Genomic DNA, 18,799 nt, shown 5'->3' with positions numbered 1-18,799 from the left:
GCGCCGTCGGCCCGCGGTCCGCGCACGGCTCCGTGGCCGCGGCGTGCTCGCGCGACCGGGGCCGGTCCCCTGACCGCCGAGCACTAAGTCTCGCAGGCATGGCGACCCTGGTGGCGCCCACCCGTCCCCGCGGGCGCTCGGCGGCGCGCGACGCCGCCGCCGGGGAGCCTGTCCCGGATGCGGACTCCGGACCCGGATGATGGGAGCCGGTCGGCTCTATACGCTTGGAGGGTGAGTCTGGTTGACACCTACGGGCGGGTCGCGACCGACCTGCGGGTGTCGCTGACCGACCGCTGCAACCTGCGCTGCTCCTACTGCATGCCCCCCGAGGGACTGCCCTGGCTGCCATCGGAACGGCTGCTGACGGACGACGAGGTGGTGCGCCTGGTCGGCATCGCGGTGCGCGCACTCGGCGTCACCGAGGTCCGCCTCACCGGCGGTGAACCCACCCTGCGGCCCGGTCTCGCGGCACTGGTCGCCCGGCTCGCCGCGCTGCGGCCGCGACCGGCGCTGTCACTGACCACCAACGGGCTGTCGCTCGCCCGGCTGGCCGCGCCCCTGCGTGCCGCCGGACTGGACCGGGTCAACGTCTCGCTGGACACGACGGACCCCGAGCGGTTCGCCCGCCTCACCCACCGTGACCGGCTCGGGGATGTGCTGGCCGGGCTGCGGGCCGCCGCCGCCAGCGGGCTGGTGCCGGTCAAGGTCAATGCCGTGCTCCTGCGGGACGTCAACGACGACGAGGCGCCCCGGCTGCTGCGGTGGGCGCTCGGCGAGGGCTACGAGCTGCGGTTCATCGAGCAGATGCCGCTGGACGCCCAGCACGGCTGGCAGCGCTCGTCGATGGTGTCCGCCCCGGAGATCCTCGCCGCGCTGCGGGCCGAGTTCGCCCTGCGAGCGGTGCCCGGGCGGGGCAGCGCGCCGGCCGAGCTGTTCGAGGTCGACGGCGGCCCGGGCCGGGTCGGTGTGATCGGCTCCGTGTCGGCACCGTTCTGCGCGGCGTGCGACCGGGTCCGGCTGACCGCCGACGGCCAGGTGCGGACCTGCCTGTTCGCCCGCGAGGAGAGCGACCTGCGCGCGGCCCTGCGCGCCGGCGCCGGTGACGAGCGGATCGCCGAGCTGTGGCGGACGGCGATGTGGGGCAAACGCGCCGGGCACGGCATCGACGATCCGGCGTTCCGCCAGCCGCGGCGGCCAATGTCGGCGATCGGCGGATGACCGGCCGGCCCGACCCGGCGGCCGGACACCCGCGCTGGAGTGCCCTGGTGCTGGCGGGCGGCGCGGCCCGCCGGCTCGGCGGGCAGGACAAGCCCGCTGTCGTGGTGGGTGGCGTCACCCTGCTGGAACGGGTGCTCGCGGCGACGGCTGGAGCCGAGCGGCGAGTGGTCGTCGGCCCGCGGCGCGCGCTGCCCGCAGGCACGGGCGCAGGCGCGGACGCAGGCGCGGACGCAGGCGTCGGCGCCGTGGCCGCGAGAGGTGCTGACACGCGTGGTGCCGACGCGGCCGGAACCGGTGTGGTGTGGTGGCGGCAGGAGGATCCGCCCGGCGGCGGCCCGGTCGCGGCGATCGCCGCCGGGCTGGACGCGGTGAGCACCGCGTATGTCGCCGTGCTCGCTGCCGACCTGCCATTTCTGGGCCGCCAGGAGATCGACGCGCTGCTCGCGGCCGCCGCGCGCCCGGCGATCGAGGTCGCCGTCCTCGTCGACCCGAGCGGCCGCCGTCAGTATCTCGCCGCGCTCTGGCGCACGTCTCGGCTGCGCGCGGCCCTGCCCGCCGAACCGACCGGGCAGCCGGTGCGGCTGCTGTTCGACGGCAGGGCGGTGGCCGAGGTCCCGGCGGATGCCCGGGCCATCCTGGACTGCGACGAGCCCGGGGACGTGGAGCGGGCGCGCCGGTGGGTCGGCGCGCCGTGGCCCGCCGCGCACGTCGCGGCGTCGGTGAGGGATGCGATCGGGTCACGTGACGCGCCGGGCCCGCCTGCCGGGACGGCGTCGCGTGGCGTGGCGATGGCGCACGATGGGACGGTGCCCTCCGCCGCTGACCCGCCCGTTGATCGTCCGTCGGCGCCGATGGGCCCCGATCCGGCTTCCGCGTCCGGTGCGCCGGCGGGGCCCGGCGGTGTGCTCGACCGCTGGGTCGCCGAGGTCTGCGCCGAGCTGGGTCTGGACTCGTCCGCCCTCGACGTGACCGACCTGCTCGATCTCACCCGCGAGGTCGCCCATGGGGTGGCCCGGCCCGCGGCGCCGCTGACCGCGTTCCTGGTGGGTCTCGGCGCCGGCGGGGACCCGGCGGCCGTGCGCGCGGCGGCGGATGCCGTGCGCGGCCTGCTCGCCCGCCGCGATCAGCCCATCCGGCCGGGCCCGGCCTCGTCGAGGTAGCCGCGCATGTCGATCGCCATCGTGCGCACCGCGTCCTGGTCCGGCTCGTCGTAGGCCTCGTCCTGACCGCTGGCGCGGGCGTAGCCGAAGGTGAGCCGGGGCAGCACCTGGGTCGGGGTGTCGAGCCCGCCATCCCACTCCGGCTCGTCGCCGGTGAAGGCGGCGGGGCCCGAGGGCAGGTCGTCCGCACCGGGGGAGGCGGTCACGATCGCCCAGTCGACCACCCCGAGCACGACGATCACTCCGAGTGCGGGCAGTGCCGCGATCGGGTTCCACGCCGTGAGCCCGACCAGCGAGAAGACCGCGACCACCGTGATGGCGCCGACGAAGTGACGGCGTCCGGGGCGTAGCGCCGGAACCTTGCGACCCCGCCGATAGTGCGCCATACCGACAGTGTGCCCCACGGGGGGCACATCTCCGGGCGTGACGTTGTCCGCGGGTGATCGTCCCGGGTCCCCTGCGCGCCTGCGTACAGACCTGGCTCGTGTCCTGGTGTGGTCGGTGGGCCGCGGCGGTGGTGCGTCCGATCGTTTCGTCCGCGACGATCGAGGTCGCGACGGATCGAGGTCGCCGCGGGATCAGGGACGGACGGCGCCGTCGGTTCGTGAGGCGGGGCGGGGTCGTGGGTGATGCGTGGGGTCGTGTGGGGAGCGGGGTGCTCGCCCGCGAGGGGTGAGAGCGGGCGGGCGATGCCGGGCCGGGTTCGGCGGTCTCCGTCGTGGGTATCGGTGCGGAGATCCGGCTCGGTGGGCGCGGGCTGGTCGTACGGCGCTCGGATGCGGGATCTGGCAGTGCGTTACCGGACGACCGGCGACCTGTCGGTGGCCGACAACGGAGGGTACGGAGCCTCACTCTTTCCGGTGAAGGTTGTGCATGCGGGCCGCCATCTGGGCCACACTTTTCAGGAATGCGATGGACCATGGCCCGACGCCGCACCATGTGTTCGACCTCGCGAGGCTGGAGGTTTGCCGTGGAGGCTCGACGTCGGACGATCCGTCCGCGCCGAAGGTCCGTTCCGGGCACCCTGCTGCTGCTCAGCGTAGTGGCGGTGATGCTTCTGGCGGGCGGCTGCGGCTCGCCCAGTTACGAATATGTGACGAACAAGAAGGACGGCGCCTTCCTGCGGGTTCCGAATGACTGGAATCACCGGGAGATGCCCGGCCCGGCGCTGTTCGGGATCGACGCCCGCACCGTCAGCCCCGAGATGCTGCAGGGGCTGATGTCGCGGGAATGGGTCGTCGGCATCGACGCGGGCACGCGCTTCGACGACACCCGCCTGCTCGTGCCGGACGCGCCCCAGCCCAAGGGGTTCGTGCAGGTCCGCCACCTGCTCCCCGAGGAGGCGAACGCGGTCTCCACGAACGACCTGCGCAACTTCGTGCTGTCCGTGGACGACGCGGCGGCCGCCCAGGAGAAGGCCGTGCGGGAAAACCCGTATGGCGCCCGCCTGGCTCCGAACTTCCTGCTGCTGATGGACGAGACGCTGCGCAAGAAGGACGGCGTGCACGGCGTCCACCTCGTCTACCAGGTGCGGACCGATGCCGGGCTGGTCACCATCGACCAGACCAGCCTGCTCGATACCTCGCAGACAGTCCTGTATCAGCTCATTCTCGCGTGCTCGTCGCTGTGTTACGCCCAGCACGGGCAGCAGATTGGCGATGTGGCGCGGTCCTTCACCATCGAGCCGACCGACCGAGGGCAGTAGGGATGGGCCTGATGAACCACGCGGACGGGATGGCCGACGGCCTCGACCCGATGGGGGACACCGGTTCCGGCGGCGGCCAGGGCAGTGGCGGCGGCCGGGGCAGTGGCGGCGGCCCGGCCCCCGGCACCGGTCCGGCTTCGGATTCCACTGCGACGCGGACCGCGTCACCGCCGCGACGCGGCGGCGGTGACGCCCGCCCGCGCCGCCGGCCGCAGCCGCTGTGGGACCGGGCGAAGTTCCTGCTCCTGCTCGGTGCGGTGTTCCTGTTCGTGGTGGCCGCGGACGTCTCCGGCGATCCGCTGATGACGTGGTCCGACGCCCTGCGCATCCAGTCCCGCAAGAGCGCCTGGGTGCTCGTGCTGCTGGGCCTGGAGGTGGTTCGCCAGCTGCACATGTTCGTCGGCGAGCGCTGGTCGGGCTACCACGTGTTCTGGACCGACCGGGTGTTCGGCCGGGCGGAGCGGCGGATCCTGCGCCTGAACGACTGGAACCGGTATCGGCTCAGCCGCGCCGCCAAGTGGATCGTCGGGCTGGCGCTCGCGCTGTTCGTCTACGCCCGGCTGTCGCACACCTCCGTGTTCGACGCGCTGGTGCAGGTGCCGAGCGACCTGTGGCGGGCCGTCCCGGTGGTGCTGCAGATCGTGCTGCTGATGGTGCTCGTCGTCGGTCAGTTCGTGGTGATGTTCTGGTTCCTGTCCAAGGGCGGCGTCGACACGTACTTTCCCGAGGACATCACCACCCGTTTCGCCGACGTCTGGGGTCAGGACCACGTCGTCAGCCGGGTGAAGGAGAACGTCTTCTACCTGGAGCGCCCGGAGGAGATCGAGAGCCGGGGCGGCTATGTGCCCGGCGGCATCCTGCTGTGGGGCCCGCCCGGGACCGGCAAGACGCTGATCGCCGAGGCGGTCGCCGGCGAGACGGGCAAACCATTCGTCTTCGTCGATCCGGGTGCTTTCTCGGCGATGTTCATCGGCGTCGGCATCCTCAAGGTGAAGTCGTTGTTCCGCAAGCTGCGTAAGCTCGCGCTGCGGTACGGCGGCGTGATCGTCTTTTTCGACGAGGCGGACACGCTGGGCAGCCGCGGCGCGCTCGGGGGCGGTTTCGGCAACGGCCTCGGCGGCAGTGGGGCTGGCGGCAGTGGGGCTGGCGCCAGCGGCGCCGGCGGCAGTGGGATCGGCGGCCGTGGCATCGCCAGGAGTGGCTTCGCCGGCAACGGATTCGCCGAGGCGGACGACCCTTGCAACGGCATGTCCTACCTCAGCGAGGCGGCACGCACGGAGATCCTCCGGGGGCAGGCGCGCGAGCAGTTCGTCGTCGGCGGTGGTGGCGGTGCCGGGTTCGATGGCACCCTGCAGGCCCTGCTGACCGAGATGTCCGGGTTGAAGAAGCCGCGCGGCTTCCTCAACCGGGTGGTGCGCCGCACGCTGGGCATGCGGCCGAAGCCGCCGCCCAAGTACCGGATCCTGGTGATGATGGCGACGAACATGCCGCAGTCGCTGGACGAGGCGCTGCTGCGGCCGGGTCGCATCGACCGTCAGTACAAGGTGGGCTATCCCAGCAAGCAGGGCCGTATCCGCACCTTCGAGGGTTATCTCGCGAAGGTGCGTCACGAGCTGACCCCGGACCAGATCGACCGGCTGGCGGTGATGAGCCCGGAGGCGACCGGCGCGACCATCAAGGACACCGTCAACGAGGCGCTCGTCCAGGCCGTCAAGGACGATCGGGAGATCATCACCTGGAAGGACATGCTGCGCGCACGGGTGATCAAGGAGTACGGCCTGCCGGACGACCATGAGCACATCGAGCGGGAGCGGCACAGCATCGCCCTGCACGAGGCCTGCCATGCCGTGGTCGCCTATCGGATGCAGCGCGGCCGGATGATCGACCTGGCCACCATCGAGCGGCGCGGTGGCGTTGGCGGGTTCGTGGCCCACGTCGCGGTCGAGGACAGCATGTTCATGTGGAAGTCGGAGATCGAGATCCAGGTGATGGTCTCGCTGGCCTCGCTCGTCGGCGAACGGATGTTCTTCGAGGGCGACAACACCGTCGGCGTCGGCGGCGACCTGCGCAGCGCGACGATACTCGTCGCGAACTACATGTCGTCGGCGGCGATCGGCGAGACGCTGGCATCCCGGCTGTTTCTGCTCGAGCAGCAGATGGGCAACCTGTCCCTCGACTCCGACCGCCCCTTCGGGGAGCAGATCGAGGCGAAGCTGCGGGAGCTGTACGAGCGCACCGAGGCCGTGCTGACCGCCAACCGCCGGGAGATCCTCGCGCTCACGCACGCCCTGGAGACCCACAAGACGATCACAGGTGAGGACGTCGAGGCCATCATGGAGGGCACCAGCGGGCCCACCCTGGATGGCAGCCGCTACTACGAGCCCGACTTCCTCCCGCTGGCGGAACGCTTTCACACGGAGGCCATGCGGGCCCATCGAGGCCAGGTCCGCCAGCTGCACACTCTGCCCGATCTCGGCCGCGTCGCGGCGAGGGAGCCGGCCGCGGGCACCCCGCCGGCCGGGGCATCCACGGCCAGCGCGTCCTCGACCCGCGAGACGACCGCGCCCTCCTCCCCGGAACAGCCGGACGACTAGGTCGTGTCTCGAGTTGTGATCTTCGCAGTCGGTTGCCGCGGGGGTCGTGGCAGCGTTCTGGCCACGTCACGGCGGCTCGTGTCGCCAGTCAGGTGACCCCCACGGCACTCGGGCGGCGCGGGTGACAGGCGGGCACGTGGGGGTGGACAGAGTCTCACGAACGCGGCTGGACAGATCGCAACTCCCGATGCGGCCTGGCCCGGAGCCGAAACCGGTTGGACGGGCGGGCTAGGCGGACCGGCGGGGGCTCAGGGCGTAGGCCGCCGCGGCGAGGGCGGCGCCGGCGGCGAGCATGAGGCCGGCACGGGCCCCGAAGGTCTGGGCGACCCAGCCGGCGATGGGCCCGCCGACCGGCGTCGTGCCGAGGAACGCGACCGACCACAGGGCCATCACCCGTCCGCGCATGGCCGGGTCGGCGGCGAGCTGGACGGTCGCGTTTCCGGTGGAGATGAACGCGACGCTCGCCGCGCCGACCAGCACCAGCATCGCGATCTCCAGCGGCAGCGTCGGCGCCGCGGCCGCGGCCAGCAGCACGATGCCGAATCCGGCGGCGATCACCCCGAGCGGGCGCACCCCGAAGCGCCGGCGCCGCGCCACCAGCAGCCCGCCCGCCACCGCGCCGGCGCCCATGGCCGACGTGAGCATGCTGTAGGTCGTCGCCGTGCCCCCGAAGGTGTGCCGGGCGACCAGCGGCAACACGACCTGGAACTCGTAGGACAGCGCCCCGATCACCAGCATCATGAGCAGCGGAACGCGCAGCGCCGGGGTCCGCCAGACGTAGCGGAGGCCCTCTCGCAGCTGGCCGGGTGCCCGCCGGGTCATCGGCCGCGCGTGCAGGGCGGCGGTGTCGATGCGGCGCAGGGCGATCAGCACCGCGCCGAACGACGCCGCGTTGAGCAGGAAGCACCCCGCCGTGCCGACGGCGAGGATGAGCAGGCCGGCGAGGGCGGGGCCGACGATGCGGGCCGCGTTCACCGTCACCGAGTTCAGCGTGATCGCGTTGGGCAGAACGTCCGAGCCGACCATCTCCTGGACGAAGCTCTGCCGAGCCGGGTTGTCCACGGCGTTGCACAGGCCGATGAGCGCGGCGGTCACCGCCACCATCCACAGCCGCGCGGTGCCGGTCAGGTCCAGCACGCCGAGCGCGAGGGCGGCGAGCCCGGAGCCGGTCTGAGTGATCATCAGCAGCTGGCGCCGGTCGGTCCGGTCGGCGATCAGGCCACCGTACGGGCCGAAAAGCAGCACCGGGAGGAACTGGGCGGCCGTCACCAGGCCGAGGGCCGTGCCGGACGCGCCGAGCGACAGGACGAGCCACCCCAGCGCGATTGTCTGCATCCAGGTGCCGCACAGCGACACGATCTGGCCGCTGAGGAACAGGCGGAAGTTGCGGATCCGCAGGGCGGCGAACGTGCCGTCGCCCGGTGCGGGCCGGGGGGTCGTGGATCCGCCGACGGCGACCGGGGCGGGTTCGGGGATGAGGACGGGCGCGGCGGCGGTCGGTGGTGACGGCGGTGTCGTATCGGTCCGGGGAACCGGGGTCGCTTCGTCCGCCTGCAGGGTCATGCATGCACCTCCATCACGTGGAACGCATGGAGGCGGACTGTTATTTCGCCTTGCTAAGGATGACGTTGAGCATGGACGGTCACGCAGGCGAGCCGCGGGTTGGCAGCGGGCTTCACGTGATCTAGTATCCGAACTGGTGTTCGATTCATGTGTCGCCCCGGTACGGCGCATCGGTGCGGGAGGAGCTGATCGTGATCGATGTCGAGTCGTTGCTGGCGGGGGTCGTCGCGCCCGATGTCGACGAGCTGCCCGACGCGGAAGTCGCATTGATGGTCGTCGAGGTCCGCCGCCTGGTGGACGCCACCGACGCGCTGTGGAGCCGGCTGCTCGCCGAGTTCGACCGCCGCGAGCTGTGGCGGCTCGACGGCGCGCGCTCGGCGGCCGCCTGGCTGCGCCGGGAATGCCGGCTGGTGCATCCCACGACGGCCACCGCGCTCGTGGTGGCACGGGCGGCGCGGGCGCTGCCCGCCTCCGGCGCGGCCTTCCGCGCCGGGAACATCAGCTTCGAGCACCTGCGGGCCATCGCGCCCGCGGCCACGCCGCAGCGGCGCGAGGTCGCGCTGCGCGCCGACCCGATCTTCGCCCGTGCCGCAGTGTGGATGAACCCGCGGCAGATGGGCAACGTCGTGCGCACCTGGCTGCAGCTGGCGGGCGAGTGAGGCGGTCCGTCGCCGCGCCGCGACCGGCCCGGGCGGGCTCCCGGCCGCGCCCCGGGGTCGGGGGGCGCGCGGGGCTGTGGAAGGCCGCCCGGGCGGCGGGTCGGTGGTTGCGGCTACAGCGGGATGTTGCCGTGGACGTTCTTGTGCGGGCGGGCCTCGGCGAGCGCGCCGGCGAGCGCCGAGGCGACGGCGGCGCGGGTCGCGGCTGGGGTGACGACGGCGTCGACCACGCCGAGCTCCACCGCACGGTCGATGCCGCCGACGGTGCGGATGTGCTCCTCGGTCAGCTCCGCGAGGACGCTGGGCCGGCGCTGTGCCGGCACCTCGGCGAGCTTGCGGCGGTGCAGGATGCCGACGGCCGCCTCCGCGCCCATGACGGCGACCTGCGCGGTCGGCCAGGCGAAGACGGCGGTGGCGCCCAGCGAGCTGGCGTTCATCGCGATGTACGCGCCGCCGTACGCCTTGCGGGTCACCACGGTCACCCGCGGGACGCTGCACTCCGCGAACGCGTAGAGCAGCTTCGCTCCGCGGCGCACGACGCCCTCCCACTCCTGGCCGACGCCAGGCAGGTAGCCGGGCACGTCCACCAGGACGACGAGCGGCACGCCGAACGAGTCGCACATGCGCACGAAGCGGGACGCCTTCTCCGCGGAGGTCGCGTCGAGGCAGCCGCCGCGCCGCAGCGGGTTGTTCGCGACGACGCCGACGGTGCGCCCGCCGAGGCGGCCGAGCGACGTGACGATGTTCGGCGCCCACTTCGGGTGCAGCTCGATGCCCTCCTCGTCGAGGACGGCGTTCACCAGCGGGCGCACGTCGTAGGCGCGCCGCGGGTTCTCCGGCAGCAGTTCGGCGAGCTCGCGGCTGGCGACCTGGCCGATGTCGCGCTGGTCGGCGAGCAGCACCGTGATCGCCCGGGTCCGCTCCATCGCGGCGTCCTCGGAGTCGCACGTCACGTGCACGACGCCGCTGCGCTTGGAGTGCACCTCGGGGCCGCCGAGGCTGTCGGCGGTGCACTCCTCGCCGGTGACCGAGCGAACCACGTCCGGGCCGGTCACGAAGACCTTCGCCTCGGGGCCCATGATGACGATGTCGGTCAGCGCCGGGCCGTAGGCGGCACCGCCGGCGGCGGCACCGAGGACCAGCGAGAGCTGGGGGACGCGGCCGGAGGCGCGCACAGTCGCGGCGAAGATCCGGCCGACTCCGTCGAGCGAGGCGACACCTTCCTGCAGGCGAGCCCCACCGGAGTGCCAGATGCCGACCACCGGGCAGCCCAGCCGGACGGCCGACTCGATGGCGTGGACGATGCGGGCGCAGCCGTCGCGCCCCATCGCGCCGCCCTGGATGGTCGGATCGGTCGCGAAGGCGACGACCTCGTTGCCGTCGACGAGGCCCTGACCTGCGACGACCCCGGACGTGTCGGCAGCGGCGAACAGGGACAGGGTGTCGTTGTCGAAGAACCGGGCGAGCCGAGCCTCGGGCGTGCGCGGGTCGACTCGGTCGAGTGTGGACAGACTCACCGTGCGTCTCCTTGCCTGAACGGCGTCGGACTGGATCGGCGGGGGTTTGTACGCGTCCCCCGAGGGGGCGCGCCGACTTCCGACCGCGACCCGGTCCGGCGACCACGGGCACCCGCCATGGTTGCGGGCGCGGCCGTGGCGGCGGTGGGGCGGCCGGCGTCACGGCGGTGTGTTGGTGACGTTCCTAGCGGTTCACTGCTGTGGTGTACAGCACTTGTAGTGCCATGGTGCCGATTGGCGCGGGTGCGTCCGGGTGCCACCCGTACCGGTGTCGTGCGCAGCCGGTGTCCGGCCGGTGGGCCGGGTCGGGGCTGGTGCCGGGCGGCGTGCGCCGCCCGGCCGCCTGGGCCGTCAGGAGGTGAAGGCCAGGCACACGTCGTGGCCGCCGAACCCGAACGAGTTCGACAGGGCCGCGCCCGTGCCGATCGTGCGGTTGTCGACCACCGCGACATCGAGCGCGATCTCGTCGTCGAGCGCGTCGAGGTTGCGGGTAGCCGGGACGACGCGCCCGCGCAGCGCGAGGATGCTGGCCACGGCCTCCAGCGCACCGGCGGCACCGAGCAGGTGGCCGGTCATCGACTTCGTCGACGTCACCACGACCTCGTCGAGGTGGTCGCCGAGCGCGTCGCGCAGTGCCACCGCCTCCGCCAGGTCCCCCGCCGGCGTCGAGGTGGCGTGGGCATTGATGTGGATGATGTCCGTCGCCTCCAGGGAGGCGGAGCGCAGGGCCGCTCGTACGGCCCGCGCCGCGCCGGCGCCGCTCGGGTCGGGCGCGGCGACGTGGTAGGCGTCCGAGCTGATTCCGGCGCCGGCCAGCACGCCGTGCACCCGCGCGCCGCGGGCGGCGGCGTGCTCGGCGGCCTCGAGGACCAGGATCGCCGCGCCCTCGCCGAGCACGAAGCCGTCGCGCGCCTTGTCGAACGGGCGGGAGGCCGTCTCCGGCGTGTCGTTGCGGCGGGACAGCGCCTGCATCTGCGCGAAACCGGCGATCGGAAGTGCTGCGATGGCCGCCTCGGTGCCGCCGGCGATCACCACGTCGGCGCGGCCGGCGCGGATGATGTCCAGCGCGAGGGCGATCGCCTCCGAACCGGAGGCGCAGGCGCTCACCGGCGCGTGCACGCCGGCCTTCGCGCCGAACGCCAGGCCCACGGTGCTCGCCGGGCCGTTGGGCATGAGCATGGGCACCAGGTGCGGCGAGACCCGCCGGGGGCCCTTCTCCCGCAGCACGTCGTGCTGGGTGAGAAGGGTGATCACCCCGCCGATCCCGGACGCCACACAGGCCGCGAGGCGTTCCTGGTCGACCTCGGGCGAGCCGGCGTCCGCCCATGCCTCCCGCGCGGCGACCAGTGCCATCTGCTGGCTGCGGTCGAGGGTCCGGGCCTCCACGCGGCCGAGCGGGGGCTCGACCGCGAGGGGAGCGGCGATGTGAACCGGGAGTTGCTCGATCCAGTCCTCGGTGATCCGCCGAACGCCGGAGCGGCCGGAGAGCAGCCCCTCCCACGTCGTGGCGACATCGCCACCGAGGGGAGTGATTGCCCCGAGGCCGGTGACGACAACCTGCCTGGGGGTCGTGGTCACGCGGCCACGCCTGCCCGCTGGATGTACGACACCGCGTCGCCGACGGTCTTGAGCGACTTCACGTCGTCGTCCGGGATCTTGACCGAGAACTTCTCCTCGGCCGCGACGACCACCTCGACCATGGACAGCGAGTCCACGTCCAGGTCGTCGATGAAGGTCTTCTCGGCGGTGACGTCAGCCGGGTCGACGCCCGCGACCTCTTCGAGGATGGCGGCGAGACCGGCGAGGATGTCCTGGGACACTGTGCTTCCTCCTGTGGGAGCTGAGCGGGTGATGGGGATGCCGCGCGCGGTCAGGCGACCGCGGTGGGCCTTCGCCGGGATGCTGGCACCGGGGGCAGGGGAGAGATGGTCACGGGCAGCGCACGACCTGACCGCAGTAGGTCAGCCCGGCGCCGAAGCCGAACAGCAGCACGGGGTCGCCGCGGCGGATCTCGCCGGCGTCGACCAGCCGGGCGAGTCCCAGCGGAATACTCGCGGCGGAGGTGTTGCCCGAGTCGACGACGTCACGGGCGATGACGGCGTTCGTGGCGCCGATGCCCGTGGCGAGTGCCTCGACGATCCGCAGGTTGGCCTGGTGCGGAACGATACCCGCGAGCTCCGCCGGCGCCACGCCGGCCCGCTCGCAGATCTGCCGCACCATCGGCACCAGGGAGATGGCCCACCGGAAGACGGCCTGGCCCTCCATGCGGAACATGTTGTCGCCATAGCCGGCCACGCGGATGACCTCCGGCCGCGAGCCGTCGTGGCCCCAGACAGCCGGCCCGATCTCGTCGGTCTCCGCGGGGCCCACCACGGTCGCTCCCGCGCCGTCGGCGAGCAGGATGCAGGTACCGCGATCGTCCCAGTCGGTGTAGTCGGAGAGTCGTTCGCTGGCCACCACCAGGACGTGCCGCACGCTGCCGGCGCGCACCATGTCGGCGGCCACCGAGACCGCGTAGCTGAAGCCGGCGCAGGCGCCGTTGAGGTCGAACGCCCCGGCCCGGCCAGCGCCGACCCGGTGGGCGATCTGCGGCCCGGCCCCGGGGATCTGCGACGGCGACGTGCACGTGGCGCTGATCACCAGGTCCATCGCGTCGGCCGTCAGGCCCGCGGAGGCGAGTGCCTTCTCCGCGGCCACCGTGCCCATGGCGACGGTGGTCTCCTCGTCGTCGGCGATCCGCCGCGTCGCGATGCCGGTGCGGGACCGGATCCACTCGTCCGACGTGTCGACTCGCTGCGCGATCTCGTCGTTGGTCACGACCCGCGCTGGGCGGTAGACGCCGAGGCCGAGGAGCCTCGCACCCGTGGCGCTCATGCCTGGGCCCCGACGAGGGTCTCGTCATCGGCCGGCCTTCGCTGGGCCGGCCCGGCCGGTGGACGGCGCAGGACCTCGGCGTCGAGGTGCTCGGCGATCAGCTCCCGGGCGGCGGGCAGGTCGTCCGGGCTCTTGACCGGGAGGATCTTGGTGCCGGGCAGCTCGCGGCGGGCGATACCGGCGAGGGTGCCGGCCGGCGGTAGCTCGATGACCGCGCTGACGCCGAGCTCCCGCAGCGTCGCGAGACACAGGTCCCAGCGCACCGGCGCGGCGACCTGGGCGACCAGCCGGCGCAGGAGCTCGGCCGGCTCGTCGATCCGGGCGCCGTCGGCGTTCGACAGCGTGGTCACCAGCGGCGCGGCCGGGCGGATGCCGCCGGCGACGGCCGCCAGCGCGTCGCGGGCGGGAGCCATGTGGTGGGTGTGGAAGGCACCGGCGACGGACAGCGGCCGCAGCCGGACGCCGGCCGGCGGTTCCGCCGCGAGCCGGGCGAGATCCGCCGCGGTGCCGGCGGCGACGATCTGGCCGGCGCCGTTGCGGTTCGCCGCGGTCAGGTCGAGTTCGGCCAGTCGGGCGGCCACGGCCTCGGCGTCCCCGCCGAGCAGCGCGGTCATCCCGGTCGCGGCCCGCGCCGAGGCGTCGGCCATCGCGCGGCCCCGCAGCGCCACCAGGACCAGGGCCTCCTCGGCGGACAGCACGCCGGTGAGCACCGCGGCGGTGATCTCCCCGACGCTGTGCCCGGCCAGGACGAGAGACGCGGTCCCGACGGGTGCGGTCACCGGCAGCCCGAGCTGCTCGGCGGCGATCAGACCGCTTGCCACGATCAGGGGCTGGGCGATCGCCGTGTCCCGGATCGTCTCGGCGGGCGCCTCGCAGCCGACGTCCAACAGGTCGATGCCGGCCGCGGCGGAGAACCAGCGCAGCCTGTCCTCGGCCCCGGGGAGAGCGCGCCATGCGCGAAGCTGTCCGGGCGTCTGGGCACCCTGGCCGGGTGCGAGGATCGCGAGCACGTGACTACCTAACCCTTCGGGAGGTCTCCCTGTCGCTGGCGGCCACTCACCGATGTGTCGACCCGGAGTTGTAGGTGGCCTACAAACCGATCCTTGGTCACCGTGTGTTTGTTCCTGCTGTGCGTATCGACCGGAATTCGACTGACTGGCCAGCGAAGTCGCTGGATGTGACCGGTCTCGCATCGGGGTTGAGCGACTTCGGAGCGATAAAGTCGATCAAGATTTACCTGTAGATAACGTACCGTCCAGCCGTCCGAGGACGAGCGCCACATGGAGGATGAAGCGCTCCCGGTGGTCCGCCGGATCGAGCCCGCAGACCTCGGCGGCCTTGCGGAGGCGGTAGCGCACGGTGTTCGTGTGCAGATACAGCGCCCGGGCGGTCGCCTCCAGCGACGAGCCGAAATCAAGGTACGCCCCGGCGGTCTCCAACAGCGGGGTGCCGGCGTCCCGAAGGGGCACGTACACCTCTTGGACCAGCGCCCGGCGGGCGTCGGCGTCGCCGGCCAGCGCCAGCTCTGCCAGCAGGGCCCGGGCGCGGACCGGGCGGGGAGCCGCCGGCCAGGCGGCCACCACGTCGGTCGCCGCGAGCGCGATGCGGGCGGCGCGCGGCGCGCCGGTCAGATCGGGGACCACGGGGCCGACGACCACCGGGCCCGGCCCGCAGGCCGGCATCAGCGCGCGGGCCGCGTCCAGGGAGGTGCGCACCTCACCCGGCCCGGCACCACGGCGGTCGTCGGCGGGCGCGGCGGCCGAGCGGCCCTCGTCGTCGTCGCCGCCGGCGGCAGCGGTCGCGGCTGCCGGGGTGGCGTCGTCGGGGCGGCCGATGTCCTCCCCCGAGAGCGCGAAGTTGCCGCCGACGACCATCACCAGTCGGTCGTGGTGCACGCCGGCGAGCACCTCCAGGCCGGCGATGCGGGCCAGCCGGTGCGCCTCGTCGACCACGACCTCCGGCGCGTCGCTGCCGGCGCGCCCGACGATCACCGTGACGGCGGGTGGATTGCGCCAGCCCACCGCCGCCGCCCGGGACGGCAGCGCCCGGTCGACCTCGCCGCGCACCACGTGGTCGACGACCAGTGCCTCCAGCCGGGCATCCCAGGCGCCGCGCTCCTCGGCGGCGCGCGCGTACACGACGGCGCCGGCGAACGCGATGTCGCGGGAGTAGCGCAGCACGTCCGCGAGCAGGTGCTGCTCCTGATCCGGTCCGGCCAGGTTGGGCACCTCGGCCTCGATCGCCTCCACCGCGACCCGGACCAGATCGACCAGGCGCCGGAAGGTCACCGCCCGCACGAGCTCGCGCGGCGCCACCCGGAAGACGTCCTCCGACAGCTCCCGCGCGTGCTCCGGCCGCCGGCACCACTCGACGAACGAGGAGATGCCGGCCTGCACCACCAGCTGGATCCCGGCCCGATGGCTCGCCGACATGGTGGGGAACCACGGCAGAACCTCCACCATCCGGGCCGCCGCGCGGGAGGCCAGCATCCCGCTGGACAGTTCGACCCGGCGCACGACCTCCTCGCTCGTCCCGCCGGTGTTGTCGAGCTTCGGGATGCGCTGGTCCGGGAAGTCGTCGGTGGGCGGCAGCTGGCCAGGGGCGGCGGTGCCCAGCGCGGGCGTGCGCACCCCCCGGTGCGTGGCCCGGCCGCGGGCTACCCGTCGCCGCCGGGCGGCCGGGCTGTCCCCGTCGGGCGTCTCCTCCCGATCCGCGGCCTCCCGGCGCGCGGACGGTGCCCGCCCTGGCGCCGGCTCCGGTGCCTGCTCTGACACCGGTTGCGCACCGGCGGCCGGCTGCCGGGGGCCGTCCACCGGTTCCGAGGGGTTACCTGCCACGTCCGCCAGCATGCCTCAGGCACGGGCCGGGGACGGAGATTGAGGGATGGGTCGTCGGCGCGCGGCCCCGGGCGGGCGGGAGGCCCTGCACATCTCGCCGGTGGCAGGGGCGATGCTGAGGGGATGCGAGAGGTGAGCATCCAGGGTGACGCGATCCGGCTGGGCCAGTTCCTCAAGCTCGCCGACGTCGTCGAGGCGGGATCGGACGTCAAGGGGCTGCTGACGGGCGGCATGGTGCGGGTCAACGGTGACGTGGAGAACCGCCGCGGACGCCAGCTCGTGCCGGGTGACGAGGTGCAGGTTCCGGGCGAGCAGCTGCGGGTCGGGTGACGGCGCCGCACTGGTGAGGGCTGGTCGGCGCCAGTCAGAGCTGGTCGGAGAACGTGGCCGCCCAGTCGTGCACCTTCGCCACGTACCGCCGGGTCTCGCCGATGTCGGGGATGCCGCCGGCGGCGCGCACCGCGTCCGGCCCGGCGTTGTAGGCGGCGAGGATCAGCGACACGCGGTCGCCGGGCAGGTGGGCGACGAGCTGGGCGAGCTTCGCCTCGTAGGCCGCGGCGGCCGGGATGGCGTCGCGCGGGTCCATCGGATCGGCGACGCCGTCATGGTTGCCGTCGACGCCGAAATCCGCCCAGGTGGACGGCAGGAACTGCATGATCCCGCGGGCGCCGGCACGCGACACCGCCTTCGGGTTGAACTTGCTCTCCACCCGGGCCTGCGCGGCGAGCTGGGCGGCGGTGAGGGTCCCGTAGGCGGTGGCGGCGGCCTGGAACAGCGGGATCAGCTCGTCCGGCACATGGTGGGGGCGCTGCAGGATCCCGCAGCCGGCGGCCAGGGCGAGCGCGAGCAGGGCGGCCGCGACCGGCCGCGCGGGCACCCGCCGGATCATCGGCCTACCGTCCCTACCCCAGGCCGGCCTAGCCGACGAGTGCTGAGCGCAGTGCCCGCAGGTCGCCGTCGCTGACGCCGGCCTGGCGCGCCCAGGCCGCGGCGCCGCCCCACTCGGCGTCGACGCCTTCGAGGAAGCCGCTCATGACCTCCGGCCGGCAGCTGAGCTGGCCGGGGGTCAGCGGGACCGCCGAGCGGTTGTAGGACGGGCGGTCGGCGAGCCGGGAGTTGACCCGTTCGATCCGCTCGTTGGTCCGGGTGTAGTCGTCGATGATCGCGGCGCGGTCGACCTCGGCGATGCTGAGGATCATCGCGGCGAGCACACCGGTGCGGTCCTTGCCGGCCGCGCAGTGGAACAGCGCGGGGCCCGCGGCCGGATGGGCCAGCACGCGCAGCGCCTGGGCGACGGCGTCCTCGGCCCGGCGCAGGTAGTTCAGGTAGTGCTCGACGCGGTCGGCGGAATCCTGGTCGCGGACGATCGCGGGGTAACGCGGATCGTCCGGCATCACCCACTCGCCCGGCAGGAACGACAGGTGGTGGTAGGCGATGGCCTCGAACTCCAGGGGGCCGCGGCCCTCCCGCAACGCCTCCTCCTTGGCCCGCAGATCGATGACCGTGCGCAGGCCGTAGGTATCCCGCAGCAGGATGACGTCGTCCTCCGTGGCGGTCTGCACCGAGTCGGCGCGCAGGAAGACGCCGTATCGGGTGAGCGAGCCGTCGGCCGTGGGCAGGCCGCCGAGATCGCGAACGTTGTCACAACCCGTCATGGTGAGCCAGCGATCCACGGGTCAGATCCTACGGTCGCGGACCCGCCCACCACAGGCCGATGACGGCGTTTCAATGGACGAATAGCGATTTCGTGGCTGATGGGGCCGCTAGTCGACGCGGGCGTGGCGCTCGGCGGGGACGGCGCCGCGCGGATCGGGCGCGGTGTCGGGCCAGCCCGTGCGGGGCCGTGGCCGGCCGGGTGCGGCGTCGATGGGCCGGGCCGGGACGCCCGCGACGACCTCCGCGGCGCGGATGTCGTCGGTGACCACGGCGCCGGCACCCACGACCGCCCGGTCGCCGACCCGGCGGCGGCCGACGACGCTCGCCTGCGAGCCGATCCACGCCTGGGCACCGACGGCGACGCCGCCGGACAGGCGCGCGCCAGGCGCCATGGTCACGTAGTCGCCGAGCCGGCAGTCGTGCGCCACGCTCGCCGCGACGTCGACGATCACGTGCCGGCCGGTGCGGATGTTCGTCGTGAGGCTGGCCAGAGCGCAGATGACGGTGCCGGGGCCGAGCCGGACGTCGCCGCCGAGGCTCGCCCGCGGATGCACCAGGGTGGCGGGACGGCGGCCGTGCACGGACGCGTGGTGATCGATGCGCGCCCGGGTCGCGGCGTCGCCGTATCCGATGAGGTAGTCGGCGTCGAGCTGGCCGAGCAGGGCCGGGCCGCCAAGCAGCGGTGCGCCGCGGCGGGCGACCGGATCCGGGTCGGCACAGCCGTCGTCGAGGAAGCCGAGGAACGCGTAACGGGCCGGGCCGCCGGCGGCCGCCGCGGCCGCGTTGACCGCCTCTACCACGTCGAGCAGCTCCCGGCCGTGGCCGTCCGCACCCACGATCACCAGGGGACGTGGCTCGTCAGGCACGCGGCGAAACCTAGAACGTCATCTCTATGAGTTCAACTCAACACTCACAGCGGCGGTGCGGCGCCTGAGGTTGATGTGACGTCCGGCGGGTGACGCGGAGTGTGGCGCCACGATTGCGCGTCGCCATCAACTACTATCGGCATCCTTCTG

General features: G+C 73.4%; 17 protein-coding genes. 6 read left to right on the top strand and 11 right to left on the bottom strand.

The genetic code is table 11. The annotated features are described in order from the left end of the window. Positions 1-231 precede the first annotated feature (231 nt). Together moaA and C1A33_RS36710 are read left to right on the top strand one after the other, a co-directional pair. The gene (gene moaA / locus C1A33_RS17750) at positions 232-1,218 is read left to right on the top strand and encodes a GTP 3',8-cyclase MoaA (protein ID WP_101832589.1); all 987 of its coding nucleotides are present in this window, start codon (positions 232-234) and stop codon (positions 1,216-1,218) included. Then, positions 1,215-2,378 (top strand): DUF6457 domain-containing protein, encoded by a 1,164-nt coding sequence (locus C1A33_RS36710; protein ID WP_243407672.1) that lies wholly within the window; start codon positions 1,215-1,217, stop codon positions 2,376-2,378. Before moaA ends, C1A33_RS36710 begins: the two co-directional genes overlap by 4 nt. On the opposite strand, the gene C1A33_RS17735 is transcribed toward C1A33_RS36710, so the two are convergent. After that, positions 2,342-2,764 carry a hypothetical protein gene (locus tag C1A33_RS17735; RefSeq protein ID WP_101832588.1) on the bottom strand — a complete coding sequence of 141 codons (423 nt, stop codon included), beginning with the start codon at positions 2,762-2,764 and terminating at the stop codon, positions 2,342-2,344. The genes C1A33_RS36710 and C1A33_RS17735 overlap by 37 nt on opposite strands. 665 nt (positions 2,765-3,429) lie before the next feature. On the opposite strand from C1A33_RS17735, the gene C1A33_RS17730 reads away from it, so the two are divergent. Together C1A33_RS17730 and C1A33_RS17725 are read left to right on the top strand one after the other, a co-directional pair. Next, the gene (locus C1A33_RS17730; RefSeq protein ID WP_101832652.1) at positions 3,430-4,083 is read left to right on the top strand and encodes a hypothetical protein; all 654 of its coding nucleotides are present in this window, start codon (positions 3,430-3,432) and stop codon (positions 4,081-4,083) included. A gap of 11 nt (positions 4,084-4,094) precedes the next feature. Then, on the top strand, positions 4,095-6,677 hold the full coding sequence (locus C1A33_RS17725; protein ID WP_423748098.1) for an AAA family ATPase: 2,583 nt from the start codon (positions 4,095-4,097) through the stop codon (positions 6,675-6,677). 228 nt (positions 6,678-6,905) lie between these two features. Here the strand turns inward: C1A33_RS17725 and C1A33_RS17720 are convergent, their stop codons facing one another. Beyond that, positions 6,906-8,240, bottom strand: coding sequence for an MFS transporter (locus C1A33_RS17720; protein ID WP_207770358.1), 1,335 nt, complete (start codon positions 8,238-8,240; stop codon positions 6,906-6,908). A gap of 191 nt (positions 8,241-8,431) precedes the next feature. Here C1A33_RS17720 and C1A33_RS17715 point away from each other — a divergent pair, with 191 nt between their 5' ends. Further along, entirely contained in the window at positions 8,432-8,899 is a 468-nt protein-coding gene (locus C1A33_RS17715) for a DUF222 domain-containing protein (protein ID WP_101832649.1), read from the top strand. Between the two features lie 113 nt (positions 8,900-9,012). Here C1A33_RS17715 and C1A33_RS17710 read toward each other — a convergent pair whose 3' ends face one another. The 6 genes from C1A33_RS17710 to C1A33_RS17685 all read right to left on the bottom strand — a co-directional run bounded on the left by C1A33_RS17710 (position 9,013) and on the right by C1A33_RS17685 (position 16,139). Beyond that, positions 9,013-10,416: an acyl-CoA carboxylase subunit beta gene (locus tag C1A33_RS17710; protein ID WP_101832587.1), complete on the bottom strand. Its 1,404-nt coding sequence runs from the start codon at positions 10,414-10,416 to the stop codon at positions 9,013-9,015. 351 nt (positions 10,417-10,767) lie between these two features. Continuing rightward, positions 10,768-11,994: a beta-ketoacyl-ACP synthase II gene (gene fabF, locus C1A33_RS17705; RefSeq protein WP_101832586.1), complete on the bottom strand. Its 1,227-nt coding sequence runs from the start codon at positions 11,992-11,994 to the stop codon at positions 10,768-10,770. Next, on the bottom strand, positions 11,991-12,236 hold the full coding sequence (locus tag C1A33_RS17700; RefSeq protein ID WP_101832585.1) for an acyl carrier protein: 246 nt from the start codon (positions 12,234-12,236) through the stop codon (positions 11,991-11,993). The genes fabF and C1A33_RS17700 overlap by 4 nt, the downstream gene beginning before the upstream one ends. A gap of 109 nt (positions 12,237-12,345) precedes the next feature. Next, positions 12,346-13,290 (bottom strand): beta-ketoacyl-ACP synthase III, encoded by a 945-nt coding sequence (locus C1A33_RS17695; protein ID WP_101832584.1) that lies wholly within the window; start codon positions 13,288-13,290, stop codon positions 12,346-12,348. Further along, complete coding sequence (locus C1A33_RS17690; RefSeq protein ID WP_101832583.1) at positions 13,287-14,300, bottom strand: ACP S-malonyltransferase; 1,014 nt, start codon at positions 14,298-14,300, stop codon at positions 13,287-13,289. Before C1A33_RS17690 ends, C1A33_RS17695 begins: the two co-directional genes overlap by 4 nt. 216 nt (positions 14,301-14,516) lie before the next feature. Then, positions 14,517-16,139, bottom strand: coding sequence for a PucR family transcriptional regulator (locus tag C1A33_RS17685; protein ID WP_423748097.1), 1,623 nt, complete (start codon positions 16,137-16,139; stop codon positions 14,517-14,519). A gap of 111 nt (positions 16,140-16,250) precedes the next feature. Between C1A33_RS17685 and C1A33_RS17680 the strand changes: the two genes are divergently transcribed. Continuing rightward, positions 16,251-16,457, top strand: a complete 207-nt coding sequence (locus C1A33_RS17680) for an RNA-binding S4 domain-containing protein (RefSeq protein WP_207770357.1) — start codon at positions 16,251-16,253, stop codon at positions 16,455-16,457. Positions 16,458-16,491: 34 nt separating this feature from the next. Here the strand turns inward: C1A33_RS17680 and C1A33_RS17675 are convergent, their stop codons facing one another. The 3 genes from C1A33_RS17675 to C1A33_RS17665 form a co-directional block, all read right to left on the bottom strand. Then, positions 16,492-17,016: a lytic transglycosylase domain-containing protein gene (locus C1A33_RS17675; RefSeq protein ID WP_101832581.1), complete on the bottom strand. Its 525-nt coding sequence runs from the start codon at positions 17,014-17,016 to the stop codon at positions 16,492-16,494. A 28-nt stretch (positions 17,017-17,044) separates the two neighbouring features. Next, positions 17,045-17,782: a tyrosine-protein phosphatase gene (locus tag C1A33_RS17670; protein WP_423748101.1), complete on the bottom strand. Its 738-nt coding sequence runs from the start codon at positions 17,780-17,782 to the stop codon at positions 17,045-17,047. 108 nt (positions 17,783-17,890) lie between these two features. Beyond that, positions 17,891-18,649 carry an acetyltransferase gene (locus tag C1A33_RS17665; protein ID WP_101832579.1) on the bottom strand — a complete coding sequence of 253 codons (759 nt, stop codon included), beginning with the start codon at positions 18,647-18,649 and terminating at the stop codon, positions 17,891-17,893. Between the last annotated feature and the right edge of the window lie 150 nt (positions 18,650-18,799).

The organism is Frankia canadensis, assembly GCF_900197875.1.
Lineage (GTDB): Bacteria > Actinomycetota > Actinomycetes > Frankiales > Frankiaceae > Frankia > Frankia canadensis.
The sequence above is the reverse complement of the archived record's forward strand: the minus strand, read 5'-3'. Positions and strand labels throughout refer to the sequence as shown.

Excerpts from the sequence above, each read along its gene's own strand:
- C1A33_RS36710 (WP_243407672.1), top strand. The coding sequence starts at position 1,215 with ATGACCGGCCGGCCCGACCCGGCGGCCGGACACCCGCGCTGGAGTGCC.
- C1A33_RS17735 (WP_101832588.1), bottom strand. The coding sequence starts at position 2,764 with ATGGCGCACTATCGGCGGGGTCGCAAGGTTCCGGCGCTACGCCCCGGA.
- C1A33_RS17730 (WP_101832652.1), top strand. The coding sequence starts at position 3,430 with ATGCTTCTGGCGGGCGGCTGCGGCTCGCCCAGTTACGAATATGTGACG.
- C1A33_RS17725 (WP_423748098.1), top strand. The coding sequence starts at position 4,095 with ATGAACCACGCGGACGGGATGGCCGACGGCCTCGACCCGATGGGGGAC.
- C1A33_RS17720 (WP_207770358.1), bottom strand. The coding sequence starts at position 8,240 with ATGACCCTGCAGGCGGACGAAGCGACCCCGGTTCCCCGGACCGATACG.
- C1A33_RS17695 (WP_101832584.1), bottom strand. The coding sequence starts at position 13,290 with ATGAGCGCCACGGGTGCGAGGCTCCTCGGCCTCGGCGTCTACCGCCCA.
- C1A33_RS17685 (WP_423748097.1), bottom strand. The coding sequence starts at position 16,139 with ATGCTGGCGGACGTGGCAGGTAACCCCTCGGAACCGGTGGACGGCCCC.
- C1A33_RS17680 (WP_207770357.1), top strand. The coding sequence starts at position 16,251 with ATGCGAGAGGTGAGCATCCAGGGTGACGCGATCCGGCTGGGCCAGTTC.
- C1A33_RS17675 (WP_101832581.1), bottom strand. The coding sequence starts at position 17,016 with ATGATCCGGCGGGTGCCCGCGCGGCCGGTCGCGGCCGCCCTGCTCGCG.
- C1A33_RS17670 (WP_423748101.1), bottom strand. The coding sequence starts at position 17,782 with ATGACGGGTTGTGACAACGTTCGCGATCTCGGCGGCCTGCCCACGGCC.